This is a genomic window from Pseudomonas sp. CG7, assembly GCF_023701885.1.
In the GTDB taxonomy this organism is placed as follows: domain Bacteria; phylum Pseudomonadota; class Gammaproteobacteria; order Pseudomonadales; family Pseudomonadaceae; genus Aquipseudomonas; species Aquipseudomonas zanjanensis.
Genome location: NZ_JABAEE010000079.1, coordinates 1 through 22219, shown reverse-complemented (window position 1 = coordinate 22219; position 22219 = coordinate 1). Strand labels below are relative to the sequence as shown.

Here is a 22219-nt window from a genome sequence, read left to right as displayed (position 1 = left end):
TATCGTCGAATGATGGACGTGTGTTCACACCGGTCCACTGTGGGAGCGAGCTTGCTCGCGATGACGTCACCCCAGGCAACGAAGAACTCTAATCCTCCCCGATATTCTGGCCGCTCAGCCAGCCCCCCCTTCAAATAATCCACTAACTTGCGCACCTTGGGCGATAGGTGCCGCTGCTGCGGATATAGCGCCCAGACGGCCGTATTCGGCGGTTGATGCGCTTCCAGCAGCGAGATCAACGCACCGCTGTGCAAATGTTCCAGCACGTAATAGTCCGGCAATTGGCACAAGCCCACCCCTTGCAGCGCTGCATCGAGCACCGCTTGCCCACTGTTGCAGCGCCAGTTTCCCTGGACTCGCTGGGAAAACTCCCGCCCGTTCTGCTCCAGTTGCCAGATGTCGGAGCTGCCGATCAGGCAATTGTGGCGGCTCAGCTCCGACACGCTATGGGGGCGGCCGTAGCGTTCCAGGTAAGAGGGTGAGGCGCACAGGTACATGCGTCGCGGTGCCAGGCGCGTGGCGACCAGGCGCGAGTCCTGCAAGCGGCCAAGGCGAATCGCCAGGTCCAAGCCTTCATGCACCAGATCCAGAGGGCGATTACTCAGCTCGATGTCGACCCGCAGCTGCGGATAAAGCCCCATGAACCGCGTCACCAGCGGCACGATAAACCGCTCGCCATAGGCCACGGCACAGGTCATGCGCAGCATGCCCTTGGGCTCACTGGTCAGGTCGCCGACGGCTCGCAGTGCTTCCTCGCGTCCGTCCTGCAGGCGCTGGCAATGCTGCAAAAAGGTTTGTCCGGCTTCGGTCAGCGTCACGCGGCGGGTACTGCGGTAGAGCAAGCGCGTCTGTAGACGCTCTTCAAGCCGTACGATTTGTCGACTGATATGGGAAGACGACACCCCGAGGCGTTCGGCGGCGGCAGTGAATTGGCTGCATTCGGCCACGGCGACAAACTCGTCGATGCCTTCCCAGCGGATATCAGACATGCAGGATTATCCCTATGCAGCAATAATGTGTTGCTTTTGGCGGGAGTATTCATTGTCCGGCGGAGGATTACACTCCCGGTCTTGTTTTTATTTGCTGGAGAATCCGGATGATCAAGTCGCGCGCTGCCGTTGCCTTCGAGGCCAAGAATCCCCTGGAAATCGTTGAAGTCGACGTGGCCATGCCCAAGGCGGGCGAAGTGCTCTTGCGCGTGGTGGCTTCCGGCGTCTGCCACACCGATGCCTACACCTTGTCGGGCGCCGACCCGGAAGGAAACTTCCCGTCGATCCTGGGCCATGAAGGCGGCGCCATTGTCGAAGCCATCGGCGAAGGCGTGACCTCGGTGGCGGTGGGTGACCATGTGATCCCGCTGTCCACGCCGGAGTGCGGCCAGTGCAAGTTCTGCAAGTCGGGCAAGACCAACCTCTGCCAGGCGATTCGCGCCACCCAGGGCAAAGGCCTGATGCCGGACGGCACCTCGCGCTTTTCCTACAAGGGCGAGACGATTTTCCACTACATGGGCACCTCGACCTTTTCGGAATACACCGTGCTGCCAGAAATCTCTGTCGCCAAGATTCCAAAAGAAGCGCCGCTGGAAAAAGTCTGCCTGCTGGGTTGTGGTGTCACCACCGGCATCGGCGCGGTGCTCAACACTGCCAAGGTCAAGCCGGGTGACACCGTGGCGATCTTCGGCCTGGGCGGCATCGGCTTGTCGGCCGTGATCGGCGCCGTGAAGGCCAAGGCCGCGCGCATCATCGCCATTGACATCAACCCGGCCAAGTTCGAAATCGCCAAGCAACTGGGCGCCACCGATTGCGTCAACCCGAAAGACTTCGACCGTCCGATCCAGGAAGTCATCGTCGACATGACGGACGGCGGCGTGGACTTTTCCTTCGAGTGCATCGGCAATGTCCAGTTGATGCGTGCCGCCCTGGAGTGCTGCCACAAAGGTTGGGGCGAGTCGGTGATCATCGGCGTGGCCGGGGCCGGCCAGGAAATCGCCACCCGTCCATTCCAGTTGGTAACCGGGCGCGTCTGGCGCGGTTCGGCCTTTGGCGGCGTGCGTGGTCGCAGCGAGTTGCCAAGCTACGTGGAAATGGCCGAGAAGGGCGAGATCCCGCTGGATACCTTCATCACCCACACCATGGGCCTGGAAGATATCAACAAGGCGTTCGACCTGATGCATGAAGGCAAGAGCATCCGTACCGTAATCCATTTCTGAGGTCGGTCATGAGTCTGGAAAACATCTCTTGCCAGAAAAGCTTCGGCGGCTGGCACAAGCGTTACCGGCACCGTTCCGATGTGCTGGGTTGTGACATGGTGTTTGCCGTGTACCTGCCGCCGCAAGCGGAGCAGGGCGGCAAGTTGCCGGTGCTGTATTGGCTGTCCGGGCTGACCTGCACCGACGAGAATTTCATGCAAAAGGCCGGCGCCCAGCGCATGGCCGCCGAGCTGGGCCTGATCATTGTCGCGCCGGACACCAGCCCTCGTGGCGCCGACGTGCCCGGCGATCCGGACAATGCCTGGGACTTCGGCCTTGGGGCAGGTTTTTATCTGAACGCCACGCAGGATCCGTGGGCGCGGCACTATCGGATGCATGACTACGTGGTGCAGGAATTGCCGGCGCTGGTCGAAGCGCATTTCCCGGCTTCGGACAAACGCGGCATCAGCGGTCACTCCATGGGCGGCCACGGTGCGCTGGTCTGCGCCTTGCGCAACCCGGGGCGTTACCGTTCGGTGTCGGCTTTTTCGCCGATCAACAACCCGATGGATTGCCCATGGGGCCAGAAGGCTTTCTCCCGTTATTTGGGAGAAGACCGCTCGAAATGGCGGGAATGGGATGCCTGTGCATTGATTGCCGAGGCGCAGGAGAAGCTGCCATTGCTGGTAGACCAGGGCGATCGCGATGATTTCCTGGCCAACCAACTCAAGCCCGAAGCGTTGCAACAGGCGGCCAAATCCGCCGATCATCCGTTGGAGCTGCGCCTGCAACCAGGCTATGACCACAGCTACTTCTTCATCGCCAGCTTCATTGACGACCACTTGCAGCATCATGCGCGCGCTCTAAACGCCTAATGCAGGTAGAATCACGCCCTGACAAAAATCGGGGCGTTTTTTTATGCGTATTGGCCACGGCTACGATGTTCACCGTTTCGCTGAAGGCGACTTCATTACTCTGGGCGGCGTGCGGATCGCACACGGCTTCGGGCTGCTCGCGCATTCTGACGGTGATGTCCTGCTGCACGCCTTGAGCGATGCACTGCTCGGTGCCGCAGCCCTGGGTGACATCGGCAAGCACTTCCCCGACACCGACCCGCAATTCAAGGGTGCCGATAGCCGCGTGCTGTTGCGCCATGTGGTCGCGCTGATCCATGCCAAGGGCTGGAAAGTCGGCAATGTCGATAACACCATCGTGGCCCAGGCTCCAAAAATGGCCCCGCATATCGAGGCGATGCGCCAGATGATCGCCGAGGATCTTCAAGTTGAGTTGGACCAAGTGAACGTGAAAGCCACCACCACCGAGAAGCTGGGTTTCGTCGGTCGCGAAGAAGGCATTGCCGTCCACTCCGTTGCCTTGTTGCTGCGCCCATGACCGAACTGGAATTGTTGGGGCCGCGGGCCTACGGCGAGTCGTTGGGCAGCGCGGTACTCAAGGCCAGCGCTGAAGATTTCCAGGTCGATGAAGTGCTCGACATCCCGTTGACCGGCGATGGCGAACACTTGTGGATCTGGGTTGAAAAGCGCGGCTTGAATACCGAAGAGGCCGCCCGGCGAATCGCCAAGGCCGCCGGCGTGCCGTTGCGCACCGTCAGCTATGCCGGGCTCAAGGACCGTCAGGCCCTGACCCGCCAATGGTTCAGTGTGCAATTGCCAGGCAAGGCCGATCCCGACTTGTCGGCGGCAGAGAACGACACGCTGAAAATCCTCAAGACCGCACGCCATCGGCGCAAGCTGCAACGCGGCGCGCACTCGGCCAACGGTTTTACCTTGCGCCTGACTCAATTCAAGGGCGACGCGGCGGCGATCGACGCGCGGCTGCAACAGATTATTCACCAGGGCATCCCCAACTATTTTGGCGCCCAGCGCTTCGGCCATGACGGCGGCAATGTCGTCGATGCTCGTGCCTGGGCCGCGCGCAAGGCGTTGCCGGAACAGCGCAATGTGCGCTCGCGGCTGTTGTCCACCGCCCGCAGTTTCCTGTTCAACCGGGTGCTGGCGGCGCGGGTCGTCGACGGGACCTGGCAGCGTGCCCAGGTAGGCGATCTACTCGCCTTCACCGACAGCCGCAGTTTCTTCCCCGCCGGGGAGGCTGAGTGCAGCGATCCGCGCCTGGCGATTCTCGACTTGCACCCGACCGGACCCCAGTGGGGCGAAGGACCTTCGCCCGCCGCTGGCGCGGTCTTCGAGTTGGAGCAGGCTATCGCCGAAGGCGAAGCGGATTTGCGCGACTGGTTGATAAACGCGGGAATGAGTCACGAACGTCGCATCCTGCGACTGCCCATTGGCGGGCTGTCGTGGCATTATCCCTCGCCTGACATTCTGCAACTGGAATTCGTCCTGCCGGCCGGATGTTTCGCCACTGTATTGGTGCGCGAACTCGTCGATCTGGTGCCGGTGGGGCAGACGGACAGCCCATGCGTATTCTGATTTCTAACGACGACGGGGTGACAGCACCCGGTCTTGCCGCGCTTTATGCTGCGCTGGCGGATTTTGCCGAGTGCGTGGTCATCGCCCCGGACCAGGACAAAAGCGGCGCCAGCAGCTCGCTGACGCTCGACCGTCCTTTGCATCCCTGCTATCTGGACAACGGTTTCATCAGCCTCAACGGCACCCCGACCGATTGCGTGCACCTGGGCCTCAACGGCTTGCTGGAGCGTGAGCCGGACATGGTGGCCTCGGGCATCAACCTGGGGGCCAACCTGGGGGATGACGTGTTGTATTCCGGCACGGTTGCCGCTGCCCTGGAAGGTCGCTTCCTGGAAAAGCCGTCGTTCGCCTTTTCGTTCGTATCCCGGCAGGTCGATAACTTGCCGACCGCCGCCTACTTCGCCCGAAAACTGGTCGCAGCCCATGGCGAGTTGGACTTGCCGCCACGCACGGTACTGAACGTGAATATCCCCAACCTGCCGCTCGATCACATCCGTGGCATCCAACTCACGCGCCTGGGCCATCGTGCCCGCGCCGCCAAACCGATGCACGTCGTCGACCCGCGCGGCAAGGCCGGTTACTGGATCGCCGCCGCCGGCGATGCCGAGGATGGCGGGCCGGGCACTGATTTCCATGCGGTGATGCAAGGTTATGTCTCGATCACGCCGTTGCAACTCGACCGTACCTTCAACGATGCCTTCCGAAGTCTCGATGGCTGGCTGGAGGGGCTGCGCTGATGGCTCGTGAGCAAGACGATATGCTGCGCCGTGGAATCGGCATGACCTCCCAGCGCACCCGTGAACGACTGATCCAGCGTCTCTACGAAGAAGGCCTGTCCAACGCCCAAGTGTTGGAGGTGATCCGCCGCACGCCGCGTCATTTGTTCGTCGATGAAGCCCTGGCCCATCGCGCCTATGAAGACACGGCGTTGCCGATTGGCCACAACCAGACCATTTCCCAGCCGTACATGGTGGCCCGCATGAGCGAGTTGCTGCTGGAGGCGGGACCGCTGGACAAGGTGATGGAGATCGGCACCGGTTCGGGTTACCAGACGGCGGTGTTGTCGCAACTGGTCGAGCGGGTGTTTTCCGTGGAGCGGATCAAGGTCCTGCAGGATCGCGCCAAGGAGCGCCTGGTGGAGCTGAACCTGCGCAACGTGGTGTTTCGTTGGGGCGAGGGCTGGGAAGGTTGGCCGGCCTTGGCGCCCTACAACGGCATCATCGTCACCGCCGTGGCCACCGACGTGCCTCAAGCCCTGTTGGATCAGCTCGCCCCCGGTGGACGGCTGGTCATCCCGGTGGGTGCCGGCGAGGTTCAGCAACTGATGCTGATCGTGCGCGAGGAACACGGTTTTTCGCGACACGTCTTGGGGGCGGTGCGGTTTGTGCCGTTACTCAATGGACCGTTGGCCTGAGCATTTATATACAGACGCTGAATTCCGTGGCAACGCCTGTGTCTTACAGCGGTATCGATTCGCTGAACAGAGCCCAATGGCGTCGAGCAAACGTGTGCGGTGGTGAATTGCGCTTCATTAATAGAGGCGCAGTCGTCGCCAGCTATATTTGTATGAACGCTGCCTGGACAGGCAGCCTCCAATTTTTCAGCCACCACAAAGGGAGCGGCGGGTGAGTCTCACAGTCATTGCGCAGCGTATGGGTATCACGAGCTTTCAGCGCCTGGTGACTGGCCTTGTCTTGAGCACTTTGCTGGTCGGTTGTTCCAGTACGCCGTCGAGCAATGTCCGGGTTGTCGATCGCAACAGCGCAACACCTCAACGTCCTACGGTAACGACCGGCCAATATGTAGTCCGTCGCGGCGATACGCTGTTTTCCATCGCTTTTCGCTACGGCTGGGACTACAAGGCCCTCGCGGCGCGGAACAACATTCCTGCGCCTTATACGATTCACCCCGGTCAGACGATTCGCTTCGATGGCCGTAGCGGTTCAACGCCTACCGCGGTGGTGACGCAGTCGGGTTCGACGCCTTCATCGTCGAGCAAAACCACAGTCATCCGCCGGCCAGCGGGGGCTGGAACGGCTGTAGTACCGTCCGTCGCGAGCAAACCGACCCCTGTTCCGATGCCTCCCGCAGGCCCCGCCCCGACAGGCTGGGGATGGCCTTCTAATGGCGTTCTCATTGGAAAATTCTCTTCAAACGGTAGTTTGAATAAAGGAATTGATATCGCCGGGGATTTGGGACAGCCTGTTTTAGCTGCGTCTGATGGCACGGTTGTGTACGCCGGGAGTGGTTTGAGGGGCTACGGCGAACTCGTCATCATCAAACACAGCGATACCTACGTCAGTGCCTACGGTCACAACCGCAGGCTGTTGGTTCGGGAGGGGCAGCAGGTCAAGGTCGGACAGACAATTGCCGAAATGGGATCAACGGGAACAGACCGGGTGAAACTGCATTTTGAGATTCGCCGGCAAGGTAAACCAGTCGATCCGCTGCAATTCCTGCCACGTCGTTGATTTGATTGTCAGCCTGTTCCGTCACGTAGAGGGAACAGGCTCCAGCGTTGCCAAGGATAAAGGCGTCGCTCGAGCTTGAGGTCGAACTCACCAAAGGACTATAACAATGGCTCTCAGTAAAGAAGTGCCGGAGTTTGACATCGACGATGAGGTTCTCCTTATGGAGACCGGCATCGCTATGGATTCGATGTCGAATGATGAAGGGGCGACTCCACCTTCCGTTCGTGCCAAATCCAAACACTCCGCTTCACTTAAACAACATAAGTACATCGATTACACCCGGGCGCTGGACGCCACTCAGCTGTACCTCAACGAAATCGGTTTCTCGCCACTGCTCTCCCCCGAGGAAGAAGTTCATTTTGCGCGGCTGTCGCAAAGTGGTGACCCGGCCGGTCGAAAACGCATGATTGAAAGCAACCTGCGCCTGGTGGTGAAAATCGCCCGACGCTACGTCAATCGCGGGCTTTCGCTGGTGGACCTGATCGAAGAGGGCAACCTGGGCCTGATTCGCGCCGTCGAGAAATTCGACCCTGAGCGCGGCTTCCGTTTCTCGACCTACGCCACCTGGGGGAGCCGCCAGACCATCGAACGGGCGATCATGAACCAGACCCGGACGATCCGGTTGCCGATTCATGTGGTCAAGGAACTGAACGTCTACCTGCGGGCTGCCCGTGAGTTGACCCAGAAACTCGATCATGAACCTTCACCTGAGGAAATCGCCAACCTGCTGGAAAAACCGGTGGGTGAGGTCAAGCGCATGCGGGGGCATAACGAGCGGGTTTCCTCGGTGGACGTTTCCCTGGGGCCGGACTCGGATAAAACCTTGCTGGATACCCTCACGGACGATCGGCCCACTGACCCGTGTGAACTGCTTCAGGATGATGACCTGTCCCAGAGCATCGACCAATGGCTCTCGGAGTTGACCGACAAGCAACGGGAAGTGGTGATTCGCCGCTTTGGCTTGCGGGGGCACGAAAGCAGCACGCTTGAAGATGTCGGGCTGGAGATTGGATTGACGCGTGAGCGGGTCAGGCAGATCCAGGTTGAAGGTCTCAAGCGTTTGCGGGAGATCCTGGAGAAGAACGGTTTGTCGAGTGAGTCGTTGTTTCAGTAACACCCAGGTAAGTGCAGCAGAAACGCGCCCTGACTGGCGGTGATGCTGTGCAGTTTGAAAAAGCGGTGCTTCCCAGAAATGGGAAGTGCCGTTTTTTTGGGCTTGGGTTTAGGGGGATATCCGTTTCAAAACGGGGTGGCCTTGTAGCCGACCTGGTTCTTGGTGAGACCGCGTTTCCCCTGTGGAGCGGGCTTGCTCGCGAAGGCGGCGTTACAGTCGATGATGATTGAATGTACTGGCCCTATCGCGAGCAAGCTCGCTCCCACAAGGGGACTGGGTGCGCATGAATTTTTATGTCTGCTGAAAATCCAATGTGCGAGCGAGCTTGCTCGCGATAGCGGTGGCTCAGTCAATGAAGATTGAAATGTGTTGGCCTCTTCGCGAGCAAGCCCGCTCCCACAGGTTTTGCGGTGTGTATGGGTTTTGTGTCTGCTTTAGATCCAATGTGGGAGCGAGCCTGCTCGCGATAGCGGTGGCTCAACCACATCAGTGCCGGCCTGTGCCCCGCTCTTGCTCTTGCTCTTGCTCTTGCTCTTGCTTTGAATCTTGATCTTGATCTGGGCGCCCCGTTAAACCACGCTGGCCGAACGCAGGCATTGCGCAGTGGGCATCCCGGCATGGATGCCGGGTTAGCCGCGCTGGGCCATGGATGGCCCTTCGCGGCGGCCCACGGAGCAATGCCGGAGTGAGGGCACACCGAGCCTAGGCGAGGTGCCGAGTGGTGGGGCAAAGCGCTTTTGGTTACTTTTGGCTGGTCCGGCTCCCGGCTCTTCCAAAAGTGACCCGCCGTCAGGGCGGAACCCTAAGTGGCCGTTACCGCAGCAATGGATATACACACCAACCTTGGCCCCCCTTCGTAAAACGATAGACCAACAGGTTCGAAGCTTCTGCGTTTCCAGAGGGTCGCTTCCCCAACCCAGCTCCATTTATAGGTTCAGCTTGTAAGCTTTTGCCGAGTGTTACGTAAGCGATCGGTTCCCCTGCACCGGGATAGACTGCTATAAACGCCGTGATCTTTTCGTATTCACCTGATTTATAAGGGAAATTATTTGGTGAACATAGTGTGACAGAGCAACCCACCTGTATCACCCGCGTTGCACTCGCCTGGGAAGACACTAATATCAGCCCTGTGTCGACGGACAGACACACCCGTCAAGGACGATGGGAAGGAAGGACATCGCAGGACGCGATTCATCAGGACGATGAATAGGATTAAAGGGATTAGGGAAAAATGTGGGCGGGTCAAACCGCCCCTTTTTTTTGCCTGCGATTTCTTGATCCGAAAAAGCAAAAAGGCCCGCAAGGGGCCTTTTCGACGAACGCAGGGATGATCAGCGTTCCAGGTCTGCGATCTTGCCAGTCTTGCCATCCCACTCTTCGGCGCCTGGCATAGGGTCTTTCTTCTCGGTGATGTTCGGCCAGATGTCCGCCAGCTCGGCGTTCAGCTCGATGAAATTTTCCATGCCAGCGGGCACTTCATCTTCGGAGAAAATGGCCACGGCAGGGCATTCCGGTTCACACAGGGCGCAGTCGATGCACTCGTCCGGGTGAATGACCAGGAAATTCGGCCCTTCGTAGAAGCAGTCCACCGGACACACTTCTACGCAGTCGGTGTACTTGCACTTGATGCAGTTGTCGGTGACGACGAAGGTCATTTCTAATTCTCTCCTCAGGCGGCTGTCGCGAAGCCCCTTCACGGCGGGGTCGCGAGGTTTGGGAGCGGTAGTCTGCGAACCAGGCTAATAGCCCGCAGCATCCCAAACCGCGCGAGATTCTAACAGCTTGAAAGCCTGTGCGTTAGATCCGTGTCTTCAATGTATAGAGCAATTCGAGTGCCCGACGTGGCGTCAGGTCGTCCACATCGAGCTTGGCCAGTTCATCGAGCACCGGATGCGGCAGGCTGGCGAACAGGTCGCTTTGCTGTGGCGCGGCCGGTTTGCCTTTGGTCGGGCGGGGTGCTTCGTGGGGCAGGCGGGTGGTTTCCAGGCGGCTCAGGTGCTCGCGGGCACGGCTGATCACTTCGCTCGGCACGCCGGCCAGTTGCGCCACCGCCAAGCCGTAGCTCTGGCTGGCCGGGCCGGGCAGCACGTGGTGCAGGAAGACGATGCGCGCGTTGTGCTCGGTGGCGTTGAGGTGAACGTTGGCCACCAGCGGCTGGCTTTCCGGCAACACGGTGAGTTCGAAGTAATGGGTGGCGAACAGCGTGTAGGCCCGCAGGTGCGCGAGGCGTTCGGCCGCGGCCCAGGCCAGGGACAAGCCGTCGAAGGTGCTGGTGCCGCGGCCGACTTCGTCCATCAGCACCAGGCTGCGTTCGGTGGCGTTGTGCAGGATATTCGCGGTTTCGCTCATTTCCACCATGAATGTCGAGCGTCCACCGGCCAGGTCATCACTGGAGCCGATCCGGGTAAAGATGCGGTCCACCAGGGACAACTCGCAACTGGCCGCCGGAACGAAGCTGCCAATGTGGGCCAGCAGCACGATCAACGCGGTCTGGCGCATGTAGGTGGATTTACCGCCCATGTTCGGACCGGTGATCACCAGCATGCGGGTGTTGTCGTCCAGGCTCAGGTCGTTGGCCACGAACGGCGTGGTCAGGACTTGCTCGACCACGGGATGACGACCCTGGCTGATGCGCATGCATGGTTCGCTGACGAAGCGTGGGCAGTTGAGGTCCAGGTTGAGCGCGCGTTCAGCCAGGTTGCTCAGCACGTCCAGTTCCGCCAGGGCGCCGGCGGTGTCCTGCAAGGGCGGCAATTGGCTGATCAGATCCTCGAGCAGCGCTTCGTAGAGCATCTTTTCCCGGGCCAGGGCGCGACTCTTGGCCGTCAGCGCCTTGTCTTCGAACGCCTTGAGTTCCGAGGTGATGAAACGCTCGGCGCCCGTGAGGGTCTGGCGGCGGACGTAGTCAGCCGGGGCTTGCTCTGCCTGTTTGCTTGGCAGTTCGATGAAGTAACCGTGAATTCGGTTGTAGCCGACCTTGAGGTTGGCCAGTCCGGTGCGGGCTTTTTCCCGGGCCTCGAGGTCGATCAGGAACTGGCCGGCGTTCTCGCTCAGGGCTTGCAGCTCGTCGAGTTCGGCGTCGTAGCCGGTTTTCAGCACGCCACCGTCACGGATCACCGCCGGCGGGTTGTCGATAATGGCTTTTTCCAGCAGCGCGGCCAGCTCCGGGTAGGTGCTGGTGGTTTGTGCCAGTTGTTGCAGGTGCGGCGCTTCGAGGTCGGTCATCGCCACCTGCAGTTCAGGCAACGCGCCGAGGGCATCGCGCAAGCGCGCCAAGTCACGGGGACGGGCGTTGCGCAGGCCGATACGGGCGAGGATCCGCTCGATGTCGCCGATTTCCTTGAGCTGCGGTTGCAGCTGCTCGAAGCGATAGCGGTCCAGCAGGCAAGTAATGGAAGACTGGCGCGCTGTCAGTACCGTCAGGTCCCGCAGAGGACGGTTCAACCAGCGGGTCAGCAGGCGGCTGCCCATGGCGGTCTGGCAGCGATCGACCACCGATTGCAAGGTGTTGTCGCGCCCGCCGGCCAGGTTGGTGTCCAACTCCAGGTTGCGTCGGCTCGCGCCGTCCAGCACCACGGTGTCATCCAGGCGCTCGTGACGCAGGCTGCGCAAGTGGGGCAGGGCGGTGCGCTGGGTTTCCTTGGCGTAGGCCAGCAGGCAACCGGCCGCGCCGATGGCCAGGGTCAGGTTCTCGCAACCGAAGCCCTTGAGGTCCTGGGTGGAAAACTGCTGGCAGAGACTTTTCAGCGCCGAGTCGCGCTCGAAATCCCACGGTGCCCGTCGACGTACGCCACGGCGTTTTTCCGCCGGCAGGTCTTTGGGCCAGTCATCGGGAATCAACAGCTCTACCGGATTGCCCCGCACCAGCTCCGCCAGCAGGTTTTCCCAGCCCTTGATTTCCAGCACCGAGAAATTGCCACTGGTGATGTCCAGGACCGCCAGGCCGAACAGGCGCTCATCGCCCAGCACCGCGGCGATCAGGTTGTCCCGGCGTTCATCCAGCAAGGCTTCGTCACTGACTGTACCCGGTGTGATGATCCGCACGACTTGGCGTTCGACAGGCCCTTTGCTGGTGGCCGGGTCGCCGACTTGCTCGCAGATCACCACGGATTCGCCGAGCTTGACCAGCTTCGCCAGGTAACCTTCCGCCGCGTGGTAAGGAATCCCACACATCGGTATCGCCATGCCCGCCGATTGCCCACGCGCCGTCAGGGTGATGTCCAATAGCTTGGCGGCTTTCTTCGCGTCCTCGTAGAAGATCTCGTAGAAGTCGCCCATGCGGTAGAACATCAGCTGATCGGGGTGCTGGTTCTTCAGGCGCCAGTATTGCTGCATCATCGGCGTGTGGGAGGACAGGTCGTTCACGGCGGTATTCATGGGTGTCAGGGAAGCTCGTTGAAAGGTGTGGGGCAAAAGGAGGGGCATTGGCCCGGCTTTTCCGCGATGGGCGCAAGGTTAACATGGGCGGTCTGATGCTACCCATATGTGAGTGGTTTTCAGGACTGTGTGCTTATCCGTTTTTTCGGTAACGGCTACTTAGGGTGCCGCCCTGACGGCGGGTCACTTTTGAGGAGCCCGCAAGCCGGCCTGTTCCTACGGCTGTACCCGATCCAATTGTGGGAGCGAGCCTGCTCGCGATGACGGCTGCCAATACAACTTAGTTGTAACTGGACTACCGCCATCGCGAGCAAGCTCGCTTCCACAGTGATGACTCGGGTTTCTCTTAGGTTTTGGCTTGCATCATGAGTGCTACCTCACCTCAACCACATCCAACGCCCGGTTCGCCAACAACTGGCTCAGCTCGATCATCTGTTGAACCCCCAGCAAGATATTCCGCCGCGAGCCTTTCAGGTCGAATGCCAGGTCACTGACCATGGCGTTGGCCGAGGCCAGGGTTTCGCTGAGGTTGGCGAGCAGGCATTCGGCGTCGACGTTGGGGGCGATGATGAAAAGGGTGTCGGGCGTGTCAGCGGTTCCCTTGTCGGTTTTCGGCTTGAGGTAATAGTCCAGGGCGCGGGTGGCCGCGTCGTCGAGTTTCTTGGCGTTGGCCGTTTGGGTGCGGGAGACGTGATCGTCTGGGGGTTTTGGAGTGTTCTTCGGCATTGTATGGATCCTTGAAGTTGAGCCACCACTCACTCGCGACTAAACGAGGGGTGGCAGCTGTACGCAGGTTAGTCGACCGGGGATCCAAGAAACCGGCGCGCCCGAGGGCGCCCTGCGCACAGCCACCATTGAGTGCAGGAATAGAAGTACCTGACTGAATGGAGCAATGAGCACCTTGGAATACCGAGCGACTAAACCCGATCACTGATGGGCAGTGACAGGATCAAAAGTACGGGTGGCCCCCAAGGCGCACAAGCCGGCGGATTCTGGCGTAGTTGTAGGCAGAGGCGCAAGAAAACGTAGCCTTGCGTCGCATATTTGAAGGACGGCTTTGGAGCCTTTTCCCAACGGCGTGTAGGGCGATTCCGTGGCGAGGGAGCTTGCTCCCGCTGGGCTGCGCAGCAGCCCCTTTTTGTGAGCGCTTCGCACTCAAGCGGGAGCAAGCTCCCTCGCCCCAATGAATGCAACTGGTTGGAATTGCATATTTATGCAAAACAGCATTTGTCTTCTGCGAAAAGAACAAGCACTATGCGCGTTATGCAAAAACGCAACGTTTCGACCGTATTAAGAGCATTGCTCGATCAGCACGGGATCTCCCCCACGGAGCTTCACCGGCGTACCGGCGTGCCTCAGTCCACCCTCTCGCGGATCCTCAGCGGCAAGATCGTCGACCCTTCGGATAAACACATCTCGAAGATCGCCGAATATTTTGCCGTGAGCACCGATCAGTTGCGCGGGCGCGCCGACGTTGTGCCCGTCGGCAATGCCCGCCGCGACGAGCCGCATTCCGAACTCAAGGACATAAGCCTGTGGGACGACGAAACACCCGTCGAAGAAGACGAAGTGTCGGTCCCTTTTCTGCGTGAGGTTGAATTGGCTGCTGGATCAGGAAGATTCGTCATCGAGGAAAGCGAGCGCTCCAGCCTGCGGTTCGGCAAGCGCAGCCTGCGCCACAATGGGGTGCAGTTCGACCAGGCCAAGTGCGTGACGGTGCGCGGCAACAGCATGTTGCCGGTGCTGCGCGACGGCGCCACGGTTGGGGTGAATGCGGGCAAATGCGGAATCGGCGACATCGTCGACGGTGACCTCTACGCCATCAATCACAACGGCCAACTGCGAGTGAAGCAGCTTTACCGCCTGCCCACCGGCATCCGCCTGCGTAGCTTCAATCGCGATGAACATCCGGATGAGGACTACACGTTCCAGGAAATGCAGGACGAGCAGATCGTCATCCTCGGTCACGTCTTCTGGTGGGGCATGTACGCCCGTTAACCCCTCCGCTGTCAGATAAAACCCGCCGCTGCGCGGGTTTTTTTTCGTCTCCTGAAAACTGGCAACCCTCAGTGTTTCTGCGGGTTTCATGCGCTCATGCATTTGCCATGCATAAATAAATGCATTTACGCATTGACTGTATATGCATCCATGCATATTCTGTGTCCAAGCCGCTCGACAAAGCGGCTGGCAACAAAGCTCTTTAGTTCCACCAACAGGCAGCGATGAACCGGCCTTAACGGTTCAGAGGGTTGGCAACTGGCCCGGGTGTGCAGCGTAAAGCACCAGAAGCAGTTATCCGGCGGGCAGGGACCGCGGCCGGAGGAACAATTTGAATGGATCCGTACCGCGCCAGTCGCGCCGAAAGATCAAGCGCATTACTGAAAAGCCTGGGCAACCGGGCTTTTTGGAATGCCTGTGCCGCGAGGCACTTCAAACCGCCGCCAATGGGAGGGCTTTCGATGCTGAAGGATTTCAGATGCGGTCACTGTAAAAAACTTCTGGCCCGCGTGGGCGAGAACACCGAACTCCAGATCAAGTGTTCCCGGTGCGGGACGTTGAATCATGTGAAGGCCGTTGAGCTTCGAGTGAACGCCGTCGAGCGACATGAGCGTTAAAGCCGCGCAGTTCAAATTATCCGACTCAAAAGGTGATCTCATGAAAAAACTTACGATTGCTGCATTGCTGAGCTTGTTTCTATTTTCTGGTGCATCCGTTAACGCTTGGGCAGAAACCGCCCTGTCTTGGAACTTGGCAAAAGATGTGATCTTCGCAAAGGAGCGTATTGCGACAGGCTCGCCTTGGGCGTTCATGGAAAACGCCTCTGGCGTGAATAATCCCGACAACTACATCCTTCTGCCTTCGTTTACGGCCGATGTGTGTGGCGGAAAACCTGCGACCTGCTGGCAAGACATTCCATCCGGGGCTCATGTAACCGTTCACAAGGAAACCTATAACTACAGCGGGAACGGCAGCTTTACTGTTCCGCCAGGTAACGTGATTTTTCATCCAGGCATGAATAGTCAAACCATCATCCGCTGGACCAGCCCTGTCACTGGTGCCGTCAATATTCTGGGGCGTATCAACAGTATCCACAGCGCCTGTGGTGATGGTGTCGCATGGTCGCTTAATCAGGGCGGTGCGGTTCTGCAGTCGGGTAGCTTGGCCAAAGGTACGGGGGCTGTTTTTTCTCTTAGCAATGTACCTGTCACCGCCGCCTCACCCATTTACTTCGTCCTTGATAAAAAGACTAATTACTCTTGCGACTCAAGCACCATCGACATGCTGATTACCAAATAACATTTATCGGTATGTGAGAACACCGAACTCCAGATCAAGTGTTCCCGATGCGGAACGTTGAATCATGTGAAGGCCGTTGAGCCTCGAGTGGACGCCGGCGAGCGAACAGCGTGCGGAATAGATCCTGCACGCCGTACTCAATGACATCAACCGAGGTAAGAAAAATGAAATTGCTCAAAACAATCCTACTGGCGACTGCGTTTCTGTCGTCCTTCGTATCCCTGAACAGTTGGGCTGATACGGCCCTGTCGTGGAACCTGGCCCGGGACATGTACCTGATGACCGAAGCCGCACCGGCCGGTTCGCCCTGGTCGTTCATGCAAAACAAATCGGGGGTAAACGCCTCGGCCAACTACACGCTCTTTCCGACGTTCCAGGCCGAGGTGTGCAACGGTAATCCAACAACTTGCTGGCGGGACGACGTCCCGGCTTCCTGGATCGCTATTCCCAAGAAAAGCTTCACCTTCACCGGCTCGGGCACCAGCTTCGTGTTCAAGCAGGGTGATGTGGTCGCTCATCCCGGCACCAACAGCCAGAGCATCTTCCGCTGGGCCAGTCCTGTCACCGGCAATATCAACGTACTGGGCCGGGTTAATGACCTGCATAACGCCTGCGGGGACGGTGTTGGCTGGTCGCTGAACCTGGGCGACACCGTGCTTCAGTCCGGGAGCCTGGCAAACGGCGGTAGCGCCACGTTCATGCTGAACAGCGTGGCAGTCACGCCGACGTCTTCGCTTTATCTGGTCATCGATAGGAAAGCCAACAACTCCTGCGACGCGACCAGCCTCGACATGCTCATCACTCGATAGCGTGATCGATTCTCTCGTTCTAACCCATCCCCCAGGAAGCCTGACATGACAAACGAGCAACAAGCGTTGCTGGACATGCCGATCTGGCTGGTCATCGTGCTCGCCCTGGTGGGCGGGGTGTCCGGCGAGATGTGGCGCGCCGACAAGGAGGGCGCCCGTGGCTGGCCGTTGCTGCGCCGCGTGGTTCTGCGCTCCGGTGCCTGCGTGGTCTGCGGCGTATCGGCAACCATGCTGTTGTACGCCCTCGGGATGTCGATCTGGAGCGCTTGCGCCCTGGGTTGCCTGACCGCCCTGGCCGGGGCCGATGTGGCCATCGGGCTTTACGAGCGCTGGGTCGCCAAGCGGATCGGCGTGTGCGAAGTCCCTCCGCGAGACGTGCCTCCCGACCAGCCGTGAATCGACAGCGCTGATCCCTACACAAGGAGGCGATCAATGCCTGCCCTTATCGAAAAACCGTCGCAGTTGTTCTCGGCCATTGCCCAGACGCTGCGCGCCACTTATCCCACCTTGAAAGTCGGCAGCCCTCAGGAGTTCGATGGCACCGACGATCAACCCTGGATACTGATTGCCATCGAGCGTGATGCGCCCGGTCACCGCGCCAACAATGGGCGTATCGCCCATGTCCTGACGGTTTCCCTGCAAGTGGTCATGGCCGTCCCGGGATGGGAGGCCTGCGATTTGGCCGCTGAGCTGAAGCACTTGGTCATGGATAACCGCTGGGGTCTGTCGGGCGATCAATGCGACTTGCCCACGGAGATCGATGGCCTGCCATCTACGTTCATCAACCCGACAAGGTCGTACACCGCCTGGACCCTTTCCTTCAGCCAAACCTTGTACCTCGGCCCGACGCTGTTGGATGACCCGTTGGGCATCGCGAAGTTTGCCCGCACTTGGGAAGTGTCGAACATCGACGACCCGGACCAATACACCGCACTTGAGGGCTGAGCCATGTTTGATGCGCTGTTACGGATGCATCTGGGGCCGATCATCGAGCGCCTGGCGCAGATGGAAACCGAGCTGGAAGACTTGCATCGACGTGCGGAGAGTTTTTGCCGCATTGGCGTTTGCCAGGAAGTCGATGCGGCCAGCAACACCTGCAAAGTCAGCCATGGCGGACTGCTCACTCCGGCGATCCGCTTTTTCAACCCGAGCGCCGGCGCCCAGAGCGAGTCGCGGATTCCGTCCGTGGGCGAGCAATGCCTGTTACTCAACCATGGCGGCGGCGAGAGCGGTGGGCAGGCGGTGGCGTTGTTTGGCCTCAATGGCGGTCAGTTCCCGCCCGTCTCGACCCAGGCCTCGCTGACGCGTCGCCTCTATCAAGACGGCACGGAAAACGGCTACGACCACGCCAGCCATGTCCTGCATTGGAAGAACGGCCCGGCGACGTTCAGCGGTTCCCGCGAATCGCTCCAGTTGGGCATTGGCCCATCGAGTCTGGTGATGACGCCGCAAATCATCGAATTAAAACTGGGCGCCGTCGGCATTCGACTCGACGCCTCCGGTGTGCACCTGAGCGGCCCGGTGGTGGATCACCAGGGACGCGTCATCAGTACCGCATAAGAGACTTCCTCATGATTGGAATCGATCGAAATACCGGCGCCACGGTCGACGACTGGCTGCAGTTCGTGCAGCGCGCCACCCGTGCCTTGACCACGCCGTTGGGCACCCGCCAGAAGCGCCCGTTGTATGGCTGCGCACTCACCCAGTTGCTGGGGCAGAACCTCGGCGACGACCTGCTGATCCTCGCCCAGAGCCATGCGGCCCAAGCGTTCTACAACCCCCACAACGGCATCGACGATTTCGAGCCCCAGGTCATCGTCGCCAGCCGGCACGGTGCCGGATTGCTGCTGCGTTTCGCCGGCACCTGGAAAAACCGCAAGCAGACTTTCGAGGTGGTGACATGAGCATGTTGATACCCGGCCAGAACCAACTGGCCGAACCGGCCATCGTCACCGTCGAAGCGTTCGAGGACTTGCTCGCCGAGTTCAAGATCTTTGTGGTCGAGTACGTCGCCGCACGCTCTCCCGCCAGCGCCGCCAAGTTGGTGGACAGTCTCGAGAACGAAAGCGAACTGTTGACCCTGGCCCTCGAGGCGTTCTGTGTCCGGCTGCAAACCCACGAACGCAAATACAACGCCCGCATCAAGCAGATGTTGGCGTGGTGGGCCACCGGCACCAACCTCGACGCTCGCCTCGCAGACATGGGGCTCGAACGCCCATTGCTCGACCCGGGCGACCCAGCGGCGTTCCCGCCCGTCCCCCCGGTCTACGAGAGCGATGACGATGCGCGGTTGCGCTACTACCTGGCGCCCCATGCGCCGGCGGCTGGCTCGCGCATGCAGTATCGGCGGGAGATCTTTACCCTGGGGCAGCGTCCCGTCGTAAAAGTCGAGAACGCCTCGGCGGGTGTGGTGACGGTCACCTACACCTTCGACCCGGACAGCTACGCCGCCCAGATCAAGGACGGTAACGGACGCCGTACCGCGCCCGGCGAAGTCACGGTCACGGTGCTGTCCCGCGACGGCAATGGAACGCCGTCCGCAGCGTTGCTCGACGGCGTCCGCGAGCACTTCGCCCGACCGGATGTACGGCCCGAGACGGACTTGGTCATCGTGCAGGCCGCGCAGATCAAACCTTACAAAATCCGCGTCGTGGCGAAGATCAATCCCGGGCCTGACTCGGGCCTGACCCAGGCTGCCGCACAACAGCAACTGCTGGACTATGCCGAGGCGTGTCATCGCCTGGAAGGTCGGGTGGACCCCAGCTGGATCGACTACACCCTGCACAGCGCTGGCGCGGTTCAGCTGCAGATTCTCGAACCGCTTGCGCCGATTGTGACGACGGCTTTCCAGGCACCGTACTGCACGGGCGTCGTGGTCGAGGTGGATACATTATGAGTGACGACACACCTCGCCCGGGCCTGCTGCCGGTCAACAGCTCACCGCTGGAGCGGGCGCTGGATCTCGGGTTTGCCCGGCTGCTGGAACGCGTCGATCCGCCGTTTCCCGAACTGATGAATCCGGCGGCCACGCCTTTGGCGTTCTTGCCTTATCTAGGAGCCGACCGCGGTGTCAGTGAATGGAGTTCCGAGGCGCCCGAAGCTGAGAAGCGCCTGACCGTTGAGCTCGCCTGGCCCACCGCTCGGCAGGCCGGGACGCGAAAGGCGCTGGAAAATGCGGCCAAGGGGTTGCAGCTGATGCCTGAAGTGCGCGCCTGGTATGAGCAAACGCCACCGGGCCCGCCCTACAGTTTTTCCGTCAGGGCGTTTACCGAACGGCCCTACAGCGAAGCCATCGACGCCCGTCTCGACCGCCGCCTGTCCGATGCCAAGAGCGAGCGTGACACCTTGAAGGTGTCTGTCGGCTTGAGCGCATTCGGCCGCCACGTCATCGGCGCCGCGACGCTGTGCGGTGAGCTGACCACGGTTTATCCGATCGTCATCGAAGGCCTCGAAGCCTCGGGCCAGGCCTTCATGGCCGCCGGGCTCTACACCGTCGAAACCTCCACTATTTATCCACAGGGGTCCTAAATGGCCGACTACTACACCCTGCTCACCGATGCGGGGATCGCCTACGAAACCGCCTGCAAGGCGGCGGGCACACCGATCAAACTGTCGCAGATTTCCGTCGGTGACGGTGGCGGCGCCGAATACAACCCGGCCGCAACGGCGACGGCGCTCAAGCGCGAAGTCTGGCGCGGGCCGCTCAATGCGCTGTTCCAGGATGAAAACAATCCGAGCTGGCTGCTGGCCGAAGTCACCATCCCGTCCGACGTCGGCGGCTGGTATGTGCGCGAAGCCGGAATCTGGACCGATACCGGGATTCTCTATGCGATTGTCAAATATCCGGAGTCGTTCAAACCGGTGTTGGCGACGTCCGGTTCGGGGAAAGAGTTTTATATCCGATCGATTTTCGAGACCAGCAATGCCGAGCTGGTGACGCTGTTGATTGACGACACGGTGGTCAAGGCGACGCGGGCTTGGGTTGCAGGTTACGTCGCTGATGAACTCGCCAAGCTCGACAGGAAGCAGTCGGTGCGTGTGGCGACGACGGCCAACATTGTCTTGAGTGGTGCGCAGGCGATCGATGGTGTTGCGGTGATCGCCGGGAATCGGGTCTTGGTCAAGTCACAGACTTTGGCGAAAGACAACGGTATCTACGTTGCCGCGAACGGCGCTTGGGTTCGGGCAAAGGATGCCGATGCGAGTGTCGAGGTGACTTCAGGATTGATTGTCTCGGTGGAGGAGGGGACGACGCTTGCCAATACGATCTGGCAGTTGATTACCGATGGGGTGATTGTACTGGGCACTACGGCGTTGGCGTTTCAGAACATCACGCAAGGGTTTGCGCCGCTCAATTCACCCGTGCTGCTGGGCGTCCCGACGGCCCCGACTGCTCCGGTCAGCAACAACAATCAGCAACTCGCGACGACTGCGTTTGTGCAGCGTGCGCTCGGCAACCATTCAAGCGTTGGTGGGTTGGACGCGAGTACCGTTCTGACCGCGGATGCGTTCGGTAAGTCGTTCATCATCAATTCGGCCAACCCAGTGAACATCACCTTGCCCAAGGCAAGCTCGGGGTTCAATGGCGGCACTATAAATCTGCTAAACGTTTCGACCGGTGCTGCAACCATCGTCTTGCAAGGTACGGATTATGTGGCGGGTATTGCTGCTAATCAGTTGGTGTTGAAGACAATGGACAGCATCACCTTGTCGACCGGCGCGGGCATCACCTGGTACGCGGAGAACGGAGCGGTGCCGGATGCGTTGTCTGCTGCATTCAATGGAGGGGTTCGGGCCGTCATGGCTCGTTATGGCCTGGGGGGCTCTGCCTACAGTTACACCGGGAGTATCGATAGCCTCGTGGAAAACGGTGTGTTTCTAGTCAGCGCTTCGACCACGGGAACGAAGCCGGAATATCCCCCACAGCAGGGCACGGGGCAGATTCCCCAGGGCACTGTGTTCCACATGGAGCGGGGCAGTAGCAACATGGCTACGCAGGTTTGGGATTCGTTGGTGAATGCCATCCTACCGATTACTTGTATACGTACGCGTACTGCTAATGGTGTCTGGACTCCTTGGGCGCAGATCTGGAGCAGCAACAACACTCCTAAACAAGCTAACCCGCTCGATCTGACCCCGGGCGCAATGCTTGCTCCAGGGGCGTTTGGAGTGGGACGCGCAATCGTCGGTACCGCGCTGGATTTGAATGACTACACGATACCGGGTGATTACCTGACAGCCACGTCAGGCCAGCTCAACATCCCGCCCGGCTGGAGCCCTACTCGACGTTACGGCCTCAGGGTTTCCGGCCTGTCCAATGCCGGCGAGCGTCTGACACAAACGCTGATCGGGGGAATGTCGGGGGATGAGGTTGGCATGGCGGTCCGCGCGCGTCGTGAGGATGGGCAGTGGAAAGACTGGGAGGAAATTACAACCAGTCGACACGGTCCTTTCAAGGCAACTCAGACTTATAAGGCCGCCGGGGTGTTTACCTGGGCAGTGCCAGCTGGCGTCAG

At 60.0% G+C, this 22219-nt stretch carries 22 protein-coding genes and 2 pseudogenes; 20 read left to right on the top strand and 4 right to left on the bottom strand.

Translation table 11 applies throughout. The features are described from left to right. Nucleotides 1–113: 113 nt before the first annotated feature. Nucleotides 114–989: pseudogene (locus tag HGO40_RS24915) on the bottom strand (LysR substrate-binding domain-containing protein); the annotation flags it as partial. 107 nt (nucleotides 990–1096) lie between these two features. On the opposite strand from HGO40_RS24915, the gene HGO40_RS24910 reads away from it, so the two are divergent. The 8 genes from HGO40_RS24910 to rpoS all read left to right on the top strand — a co-directional run bounded on the left by HGO40_RS24910 (nucleotide 1097) and on the right by rpoS (nucleotide 8220). Continuing rightward, on the top strand, nucleotides 1097–2209 hold the full coding sequence (locus HGO40_RS24910) for an S-(hydroxymethyl)glutathione dehydrogenase/class III alcohol dehydrogenase (RefSeq protein WP_250965185.1): 1113 nt from the start codon (nucleotides 1097–1099) through the stop codon (nucleotides 2207–2209). An 8-nt stretch (nucleotides 2210–2217) separates the two neighbouring features. Beyond that, entirely contained in the window at nucleotides 2218–3063 is an 846-nt protein-coding gene (gene fghA, locus HGO40_RS24905) for an S-formylglutathione hydrolase (RefSeq protein ID WP_250965184.1), read from the top strand. Between the two features lie 43 nt (nucleotides 3064–3106). After that, on the top strand, nucleotides 3107–3580 hold the full coding sequence (gene ispF, locus HGO40_RS24900; RefSeq protein ID WP_250965183.1) for a 2-C-methyl-D-erythritol 2,4-cyclodiphosphate synthase: 474 nt from the start codon (nucleotides 3107–3109) through the stop codon (nucleotides 3578–3580). Then, nucleotides 3577–4635 (top strand): tRNA pseudouridine(13) synthase TruD, encoded by a 1059-nt coding sequence (gene truD, locus HGO40_RS24895; protein ID WP_250965182.1) that lies wholly within the window; start codon nucleotides 3577–3579, stop codon nucleotides 4633–4635. Before ispF ends, truD begins: the two co-directional genes overlap by 4 nt. After that, nucleotides 4623–5372, top strand: a complete 750-nt coding sequence (gene surE, locus HGO40_RS24890; protein ID WP_250965181.1) for a 5'/3'-nucleotidase SurE — start codon at nucleotides 4623–4625, stop codon at nucleotides 5370–5372. The genes truD and surE overlap by 13 nt, the downstream gene beginning before the upstream one ends. Before the next feature lie 41 nt (nucleotides 5373–5413). Continuing rightward, complete coding sequence (locus HGO40_RS24885) at nucleotides 5414–6049, top strand: protein-L-isoaspartate(D-aspartate) O-methyltransferase (protein ID WP_250965192.1); 636 nt, start codon at nucleotides 5414–5416, stop codon at nucleotides 6047–6049. Nucleotides 6050–6260: 211 nt separating this feature from the next. Beyond that, on the top strand, nucleotides 6261–7106 hold the full coding sequence (locus HGO40_RS24880; protein WP_250965180.1) for a peptidoglycan DD-metalloendopeptidase family protein: 846 nt from the start codon (nucleotides 6261–6263) through the stop codon (nucleotides 7104–7106). A 106-nt stretch (nucleotides 7107–7212) separates the two neighbouring features. Then, nucleotides 7213–8220 (top strand): RNA polymerase sigma factor RpoS, encoded by a 1008-nt coding sequence (rpoS, locus tag HGO40_RS24875; RefSeq protein ID WP_250965179.1) that lies wholly within the window; start codon nucleotides 7213–7215, stop codon nucleotides 8218–8220. A 1331-nt stretch (nucleotides 8221–9551) separates the two neighbouring features. Here the strand turns inward: rpoS and fdxA are convergent. The 3 genes from fdxA to HGO40_RS24860 all read right to left on the bottom strand — a co-directional run bounded on the left by fdxA (nucleotide 9552) and on the right by HGO40_RS24860 (nucleotide 13323). Continuing rightward, the gene (fdxA, locus tag HGO40_RS24870; RefSeq protein ID WP_250965178.1) at nucleotides 9552–9875 is read right to left on the bottom strand and encodes a ferredoxin FdxA; all 324 of its coding nucleotides are present in this window, start codon (nucleotides 9873–9875) and stop codon (nucleotides 9552–9554) included. A 142-nt stretch (nucleotides 9876–10017) separates the two neighbouring features. Then, a complete protein-coding gene (gene mutS, locus HGO40_RS24865; RefSeq protein WP_250965191.1) occupies nucleotides 10018–12585 on the bottom strand; it encodes a DNA mismatch repair protein MutS in 2568 nt (855 codons plus the stop codon). A 384-nt stretch (nucleotides 12586–12969) separates the two neighbouring features. After that, on the bottom strand, nucleotides 12970–13323 hold the full coding sequence (locus tag HGO40_RS24860; RefSeq protein ID WP_250965177.1) for a DUF6124 family protein: 354 nt from the start codon (nucleotides 13321–13323) through the stop codon (nucleotides 12970–12972). A 537-nt stretch (nucleotides 13324–13860) separates the two neighbouring features. Between HGO40_RS24860 and HGO40_RS24855 the strand changes: the two genes are divergently transcribed. The 12 genes and pseudogenes from HGO40_RS24855 to HGO40_RS24805 form a co-directional block, all read left to right on the top strand. Beyond that, the gene (locus tag HGO40_RS24855; protein WP_028237204.1) at nucleotides 13861–14595 is read left to right on the top strand and encodes a LexA family transcriptional regulator; all 735 of its coding nucleotides are present in this window, start codon (nucleotides 13861–13863) and stop codon (nucleotides 14593–14595) included. Between the two features lie 461 nt (nucleotides 14596–15056). Beyond that, entirely contained in the window at nucleotides 15057–15212 is a 156-nt protein-coding gene (locus tag HGO40_RS24850) for a Com family DNA-binding transcriptional regulator (RefSeq protein WP_250965190.1), read from the top strand. A gap of 40 nt (nucleotides 15213–15252) precedes the next feature. Then, the gene (locus tag HGO40_RS24845) at nucleotides 15253–15894 is read left to right on the top strand and encodes a hypothetical protein (RefSeq protein ID WP_250965176.1); all 642 of its coding nucleotides are present in this window, start codon (nucleotides 15253–15255) and stop codon (nucleotides 15892–15894) included. Between the two features lie 21 nt (nucleotides 15895–15915). Further along, nucleotides 15916–16015 (top strand): annotated as a pseudogene (locus HGO40_RS30685) (Com family DNA-binding transcriptional regulator); the annotation flags it as partial. Nucleotides 16016–16058: 43 nt separating this feature from the next. Continuing rightward, nucleotides 16059–16703, top strand: a complete 645-nt coding sequence (locus HGO40_RS24840) for a hypothetical protein (protein WP_250965175.1) — start codon at nucleotides 16059–16061, stop codon at nucleotides 16701–16703. A gap of 45 nt (nucleotides 16704–16748) precedes the next feature. Beyond that, the gene (locus tag HGO40_RS24835; protein WP_250965174.1) at nucleotides 16749–17099 is read left to right on the top strand and encodes a phage holin family protein; all 351 of its coding nucleotides are present in this window, start codon (nucleotides 16749–16751) and stop codon (nucleotides 17097–17099) included. Nucleotides 17100–17135: 36 nt separating this feature from the next. Continuing rightward, on the top strand, nucleotides 17136–17648 hold the full coding sequence (locus HGO40_RS24830; protein ID WP_250965173.1) for a hypothetical protein: 513 nt from the start codon (nucleotides 17136–17138) through the stop codon (nucleotides 17646–17648). Between the two features lie 3 nt (nucleotides 17649–17651). Continuing rightward, nucleotides 17652–18263 (top strand): phage baseplate assembly protein V, encoded by a 612-nt coding sequence (locus HGO40_RS24825; RefSeq protein ID WP_250965172.1) that lies wholly within the window; start codon nucleotides 17652–17654, stop codon nucleotides 18261–18263. 11 nt (nucleotides 18264–18274) lie between these two features. After that, the gene (locus tag HGO40_RS24820) at nucleotides 18275–18607 is read left to right on the top strand and encodes a phage baseplate protein (protein WP_207965436.1); all 333 of its coding nucleotides are present in this window, start codon (nucleotides 18275–18277) and stop codon (nucleotides 18605–18607) included. Then, nucleotides 18604–19599, top strand: coding sequence for a baseplate J/gp47 family protein (locus tag HGO40_RS24815; RefSeq protein ID WP_250965171.1), 996 nt, complete (start codon nucleotides 18604–18606; stop codon nucleotides 19597–19599). Before HGO40_RS24820 ends, HGO40_RS24815 begins: the two co-directional genes overlap by 4 nt. Then, complete coding sequence (locus HGO40_RS24810; protein WP_250965170.1) at nucleotides 19596–20231, top strand: phage tail protein I; 636 nt, start codon at nucleotides 19596–19598, stop codon at nucleotides 20229–20231. The genes HGO40_RS24815 and HGO40_RS24810 overlap by 4 nt, the downstream gene beginning before the upstream one ends. Further along, nucleotides 20232–22219 (top strand): phage tail protein (locus HGO40_RS24805; protein ID WP_250965169.1); only part of this gene is annotated, 1988 nt, incomplete at its 3' end. It abuts the gene before it with no gap.

What these genes read in the sequence shown, in the direction of transcription:
- HGO40_RS24910 (WP_250965185.1), top strand. Translation starts at nt 1,097, where the DNA reads ATGATCAAGTCGCGCGCTGCCGTTGCCTTCGAGGCCAAGAATCCCCTG.
- fghA (WP_250965184.1), top strand. Translation starts at nt 2,218, where the DNA reads ATGAGTCTGGAAAACATCTCTTGCCAGAAAAGCTTCGGCGGCTGGCAC.
- ispF (WP_250965183.1), top strand. Translation starts at nt 3,107, where the DNA reads ATGCGTATTGGCCACGGCTACGATGTTCACCGTTTCGCTGAAGGCGAC.
- truD (WP_250965182.1), top strand. Translation starts at nt 3,577, where the DNA reads ATGACCGAACTGGAATTGTTGGGGCCGCGGGCCTACGGCGAGTCGTTG.
- surE (WP_250965181.1), top strand. Translation starts at nt 4,623, where the DNA reads ATGCGTATTCTGATTTCTAACGACGACGGGGTGACAGCACCCGGTCTT.
- HGO40_RS24885 (WP_250965192.1), top strand. Translation starts at nt 5,414, where the DNA reads ATGACCTCCCAGCGCACCCGTGAACGACTGATCCAGCGTCTCTACGAA.
- rpoS (WP_250965179.1), top strand. Translation starts at nt 7,213, where the DNA reads ATGGCTCTCAGTAAAGAAGTGCCGGAGTTTGACATCGACGATGAGGTT.
- fdxA (WP_250965178.1), bottom strand. Translation starts at nt 9,875, where the DNA reads ATGACCTTCGTCGTCACCGACAACTGCATCAAGTGCAAGTACACCGAC.
- HGO40_RS24860 (WP_250965177.1), bottom strand. Translation starts at nt 13,323, where the DNA reads ATGCCGAAGAACACTCCAAAACCCCCAGACGATCACGTCTCCCGCACC.
- HGO40_RS24855 (WP_028237204.1), top strand. Translation starts at nt 13,861, where the DNA reads ATGCAAAAACGCAACGTTTCGACCGTATTAAGAGCATTGCTCGATCAG.
- HGO40_RS24850 (WP_250965190.1), top strand. Translation starts at nt 15,057, where the DNA reads ATGCTGAAGGATTTCAGATGCGGTCACTGTAAAAAACTTCTGGCCCGC.
- HGO40_RS24845 (WP_250965176.1), top strand. Translation starts at nt 15,253, where the DNA reads ATGAAAAAACTTACGATTGCTGCATTGCTGAGCTTGTTTCTATTTTCT.
- HGO40_RS24840 (WP_250965175.1), top strand. Translation starts at nt 16,059, where the DNA reads ATGAAATTGCTCAAAACAATCCTACTGGCGACTGCGTTTCTGTCGTCC.
- HGO40_RS24835 (WP_250965174.1), top strand. Translation starts at nt 16,749, where the DNA reads ATGACAAACGAGCAACAAGCGTTGCTGGACATGCCGATCTGGCTGGTC.
- HGO40_RS24830 (WP_250965173.1), top strand. Translation starts at nt 17,136, where the DNA reads ATGCCTGCCCTTATCGAAAAACCGTCGCAGTTGTTCTCGGCCATTGCC.
- HGO40_RS24825 (WP_250965172.1), top strand. Translation starts at nt 17,652, where the DNA reads ATGTTTGATGCGCTGTTACGGATGCATCTGGGGCCGATCATCGAGCGC.
- HGO40_RS24820 (WP_207965436.1), top strand. Translation starts at nt 18,275, where the DNA reads ATGATTGGAATCGATCGAAATACCGGCGCCACGGTCGACGACTGGCTG.
- HGO40_RS24815 (WP_250965171.1), top strand. Translation starts at nt 18,604, where the DNA reads ATGAGCATGTTGATACCCGGCCAGAACCAACTGGCCGAACCGGCCATC.
- HGO40_RS24810 (WP_250965170.1), top strand. Translation starts at nt 19,596, where the DNA reads ATGAGTGACGACACACCTCGCCCGGGCCTGCTGCCGGTCAACAGCTCA.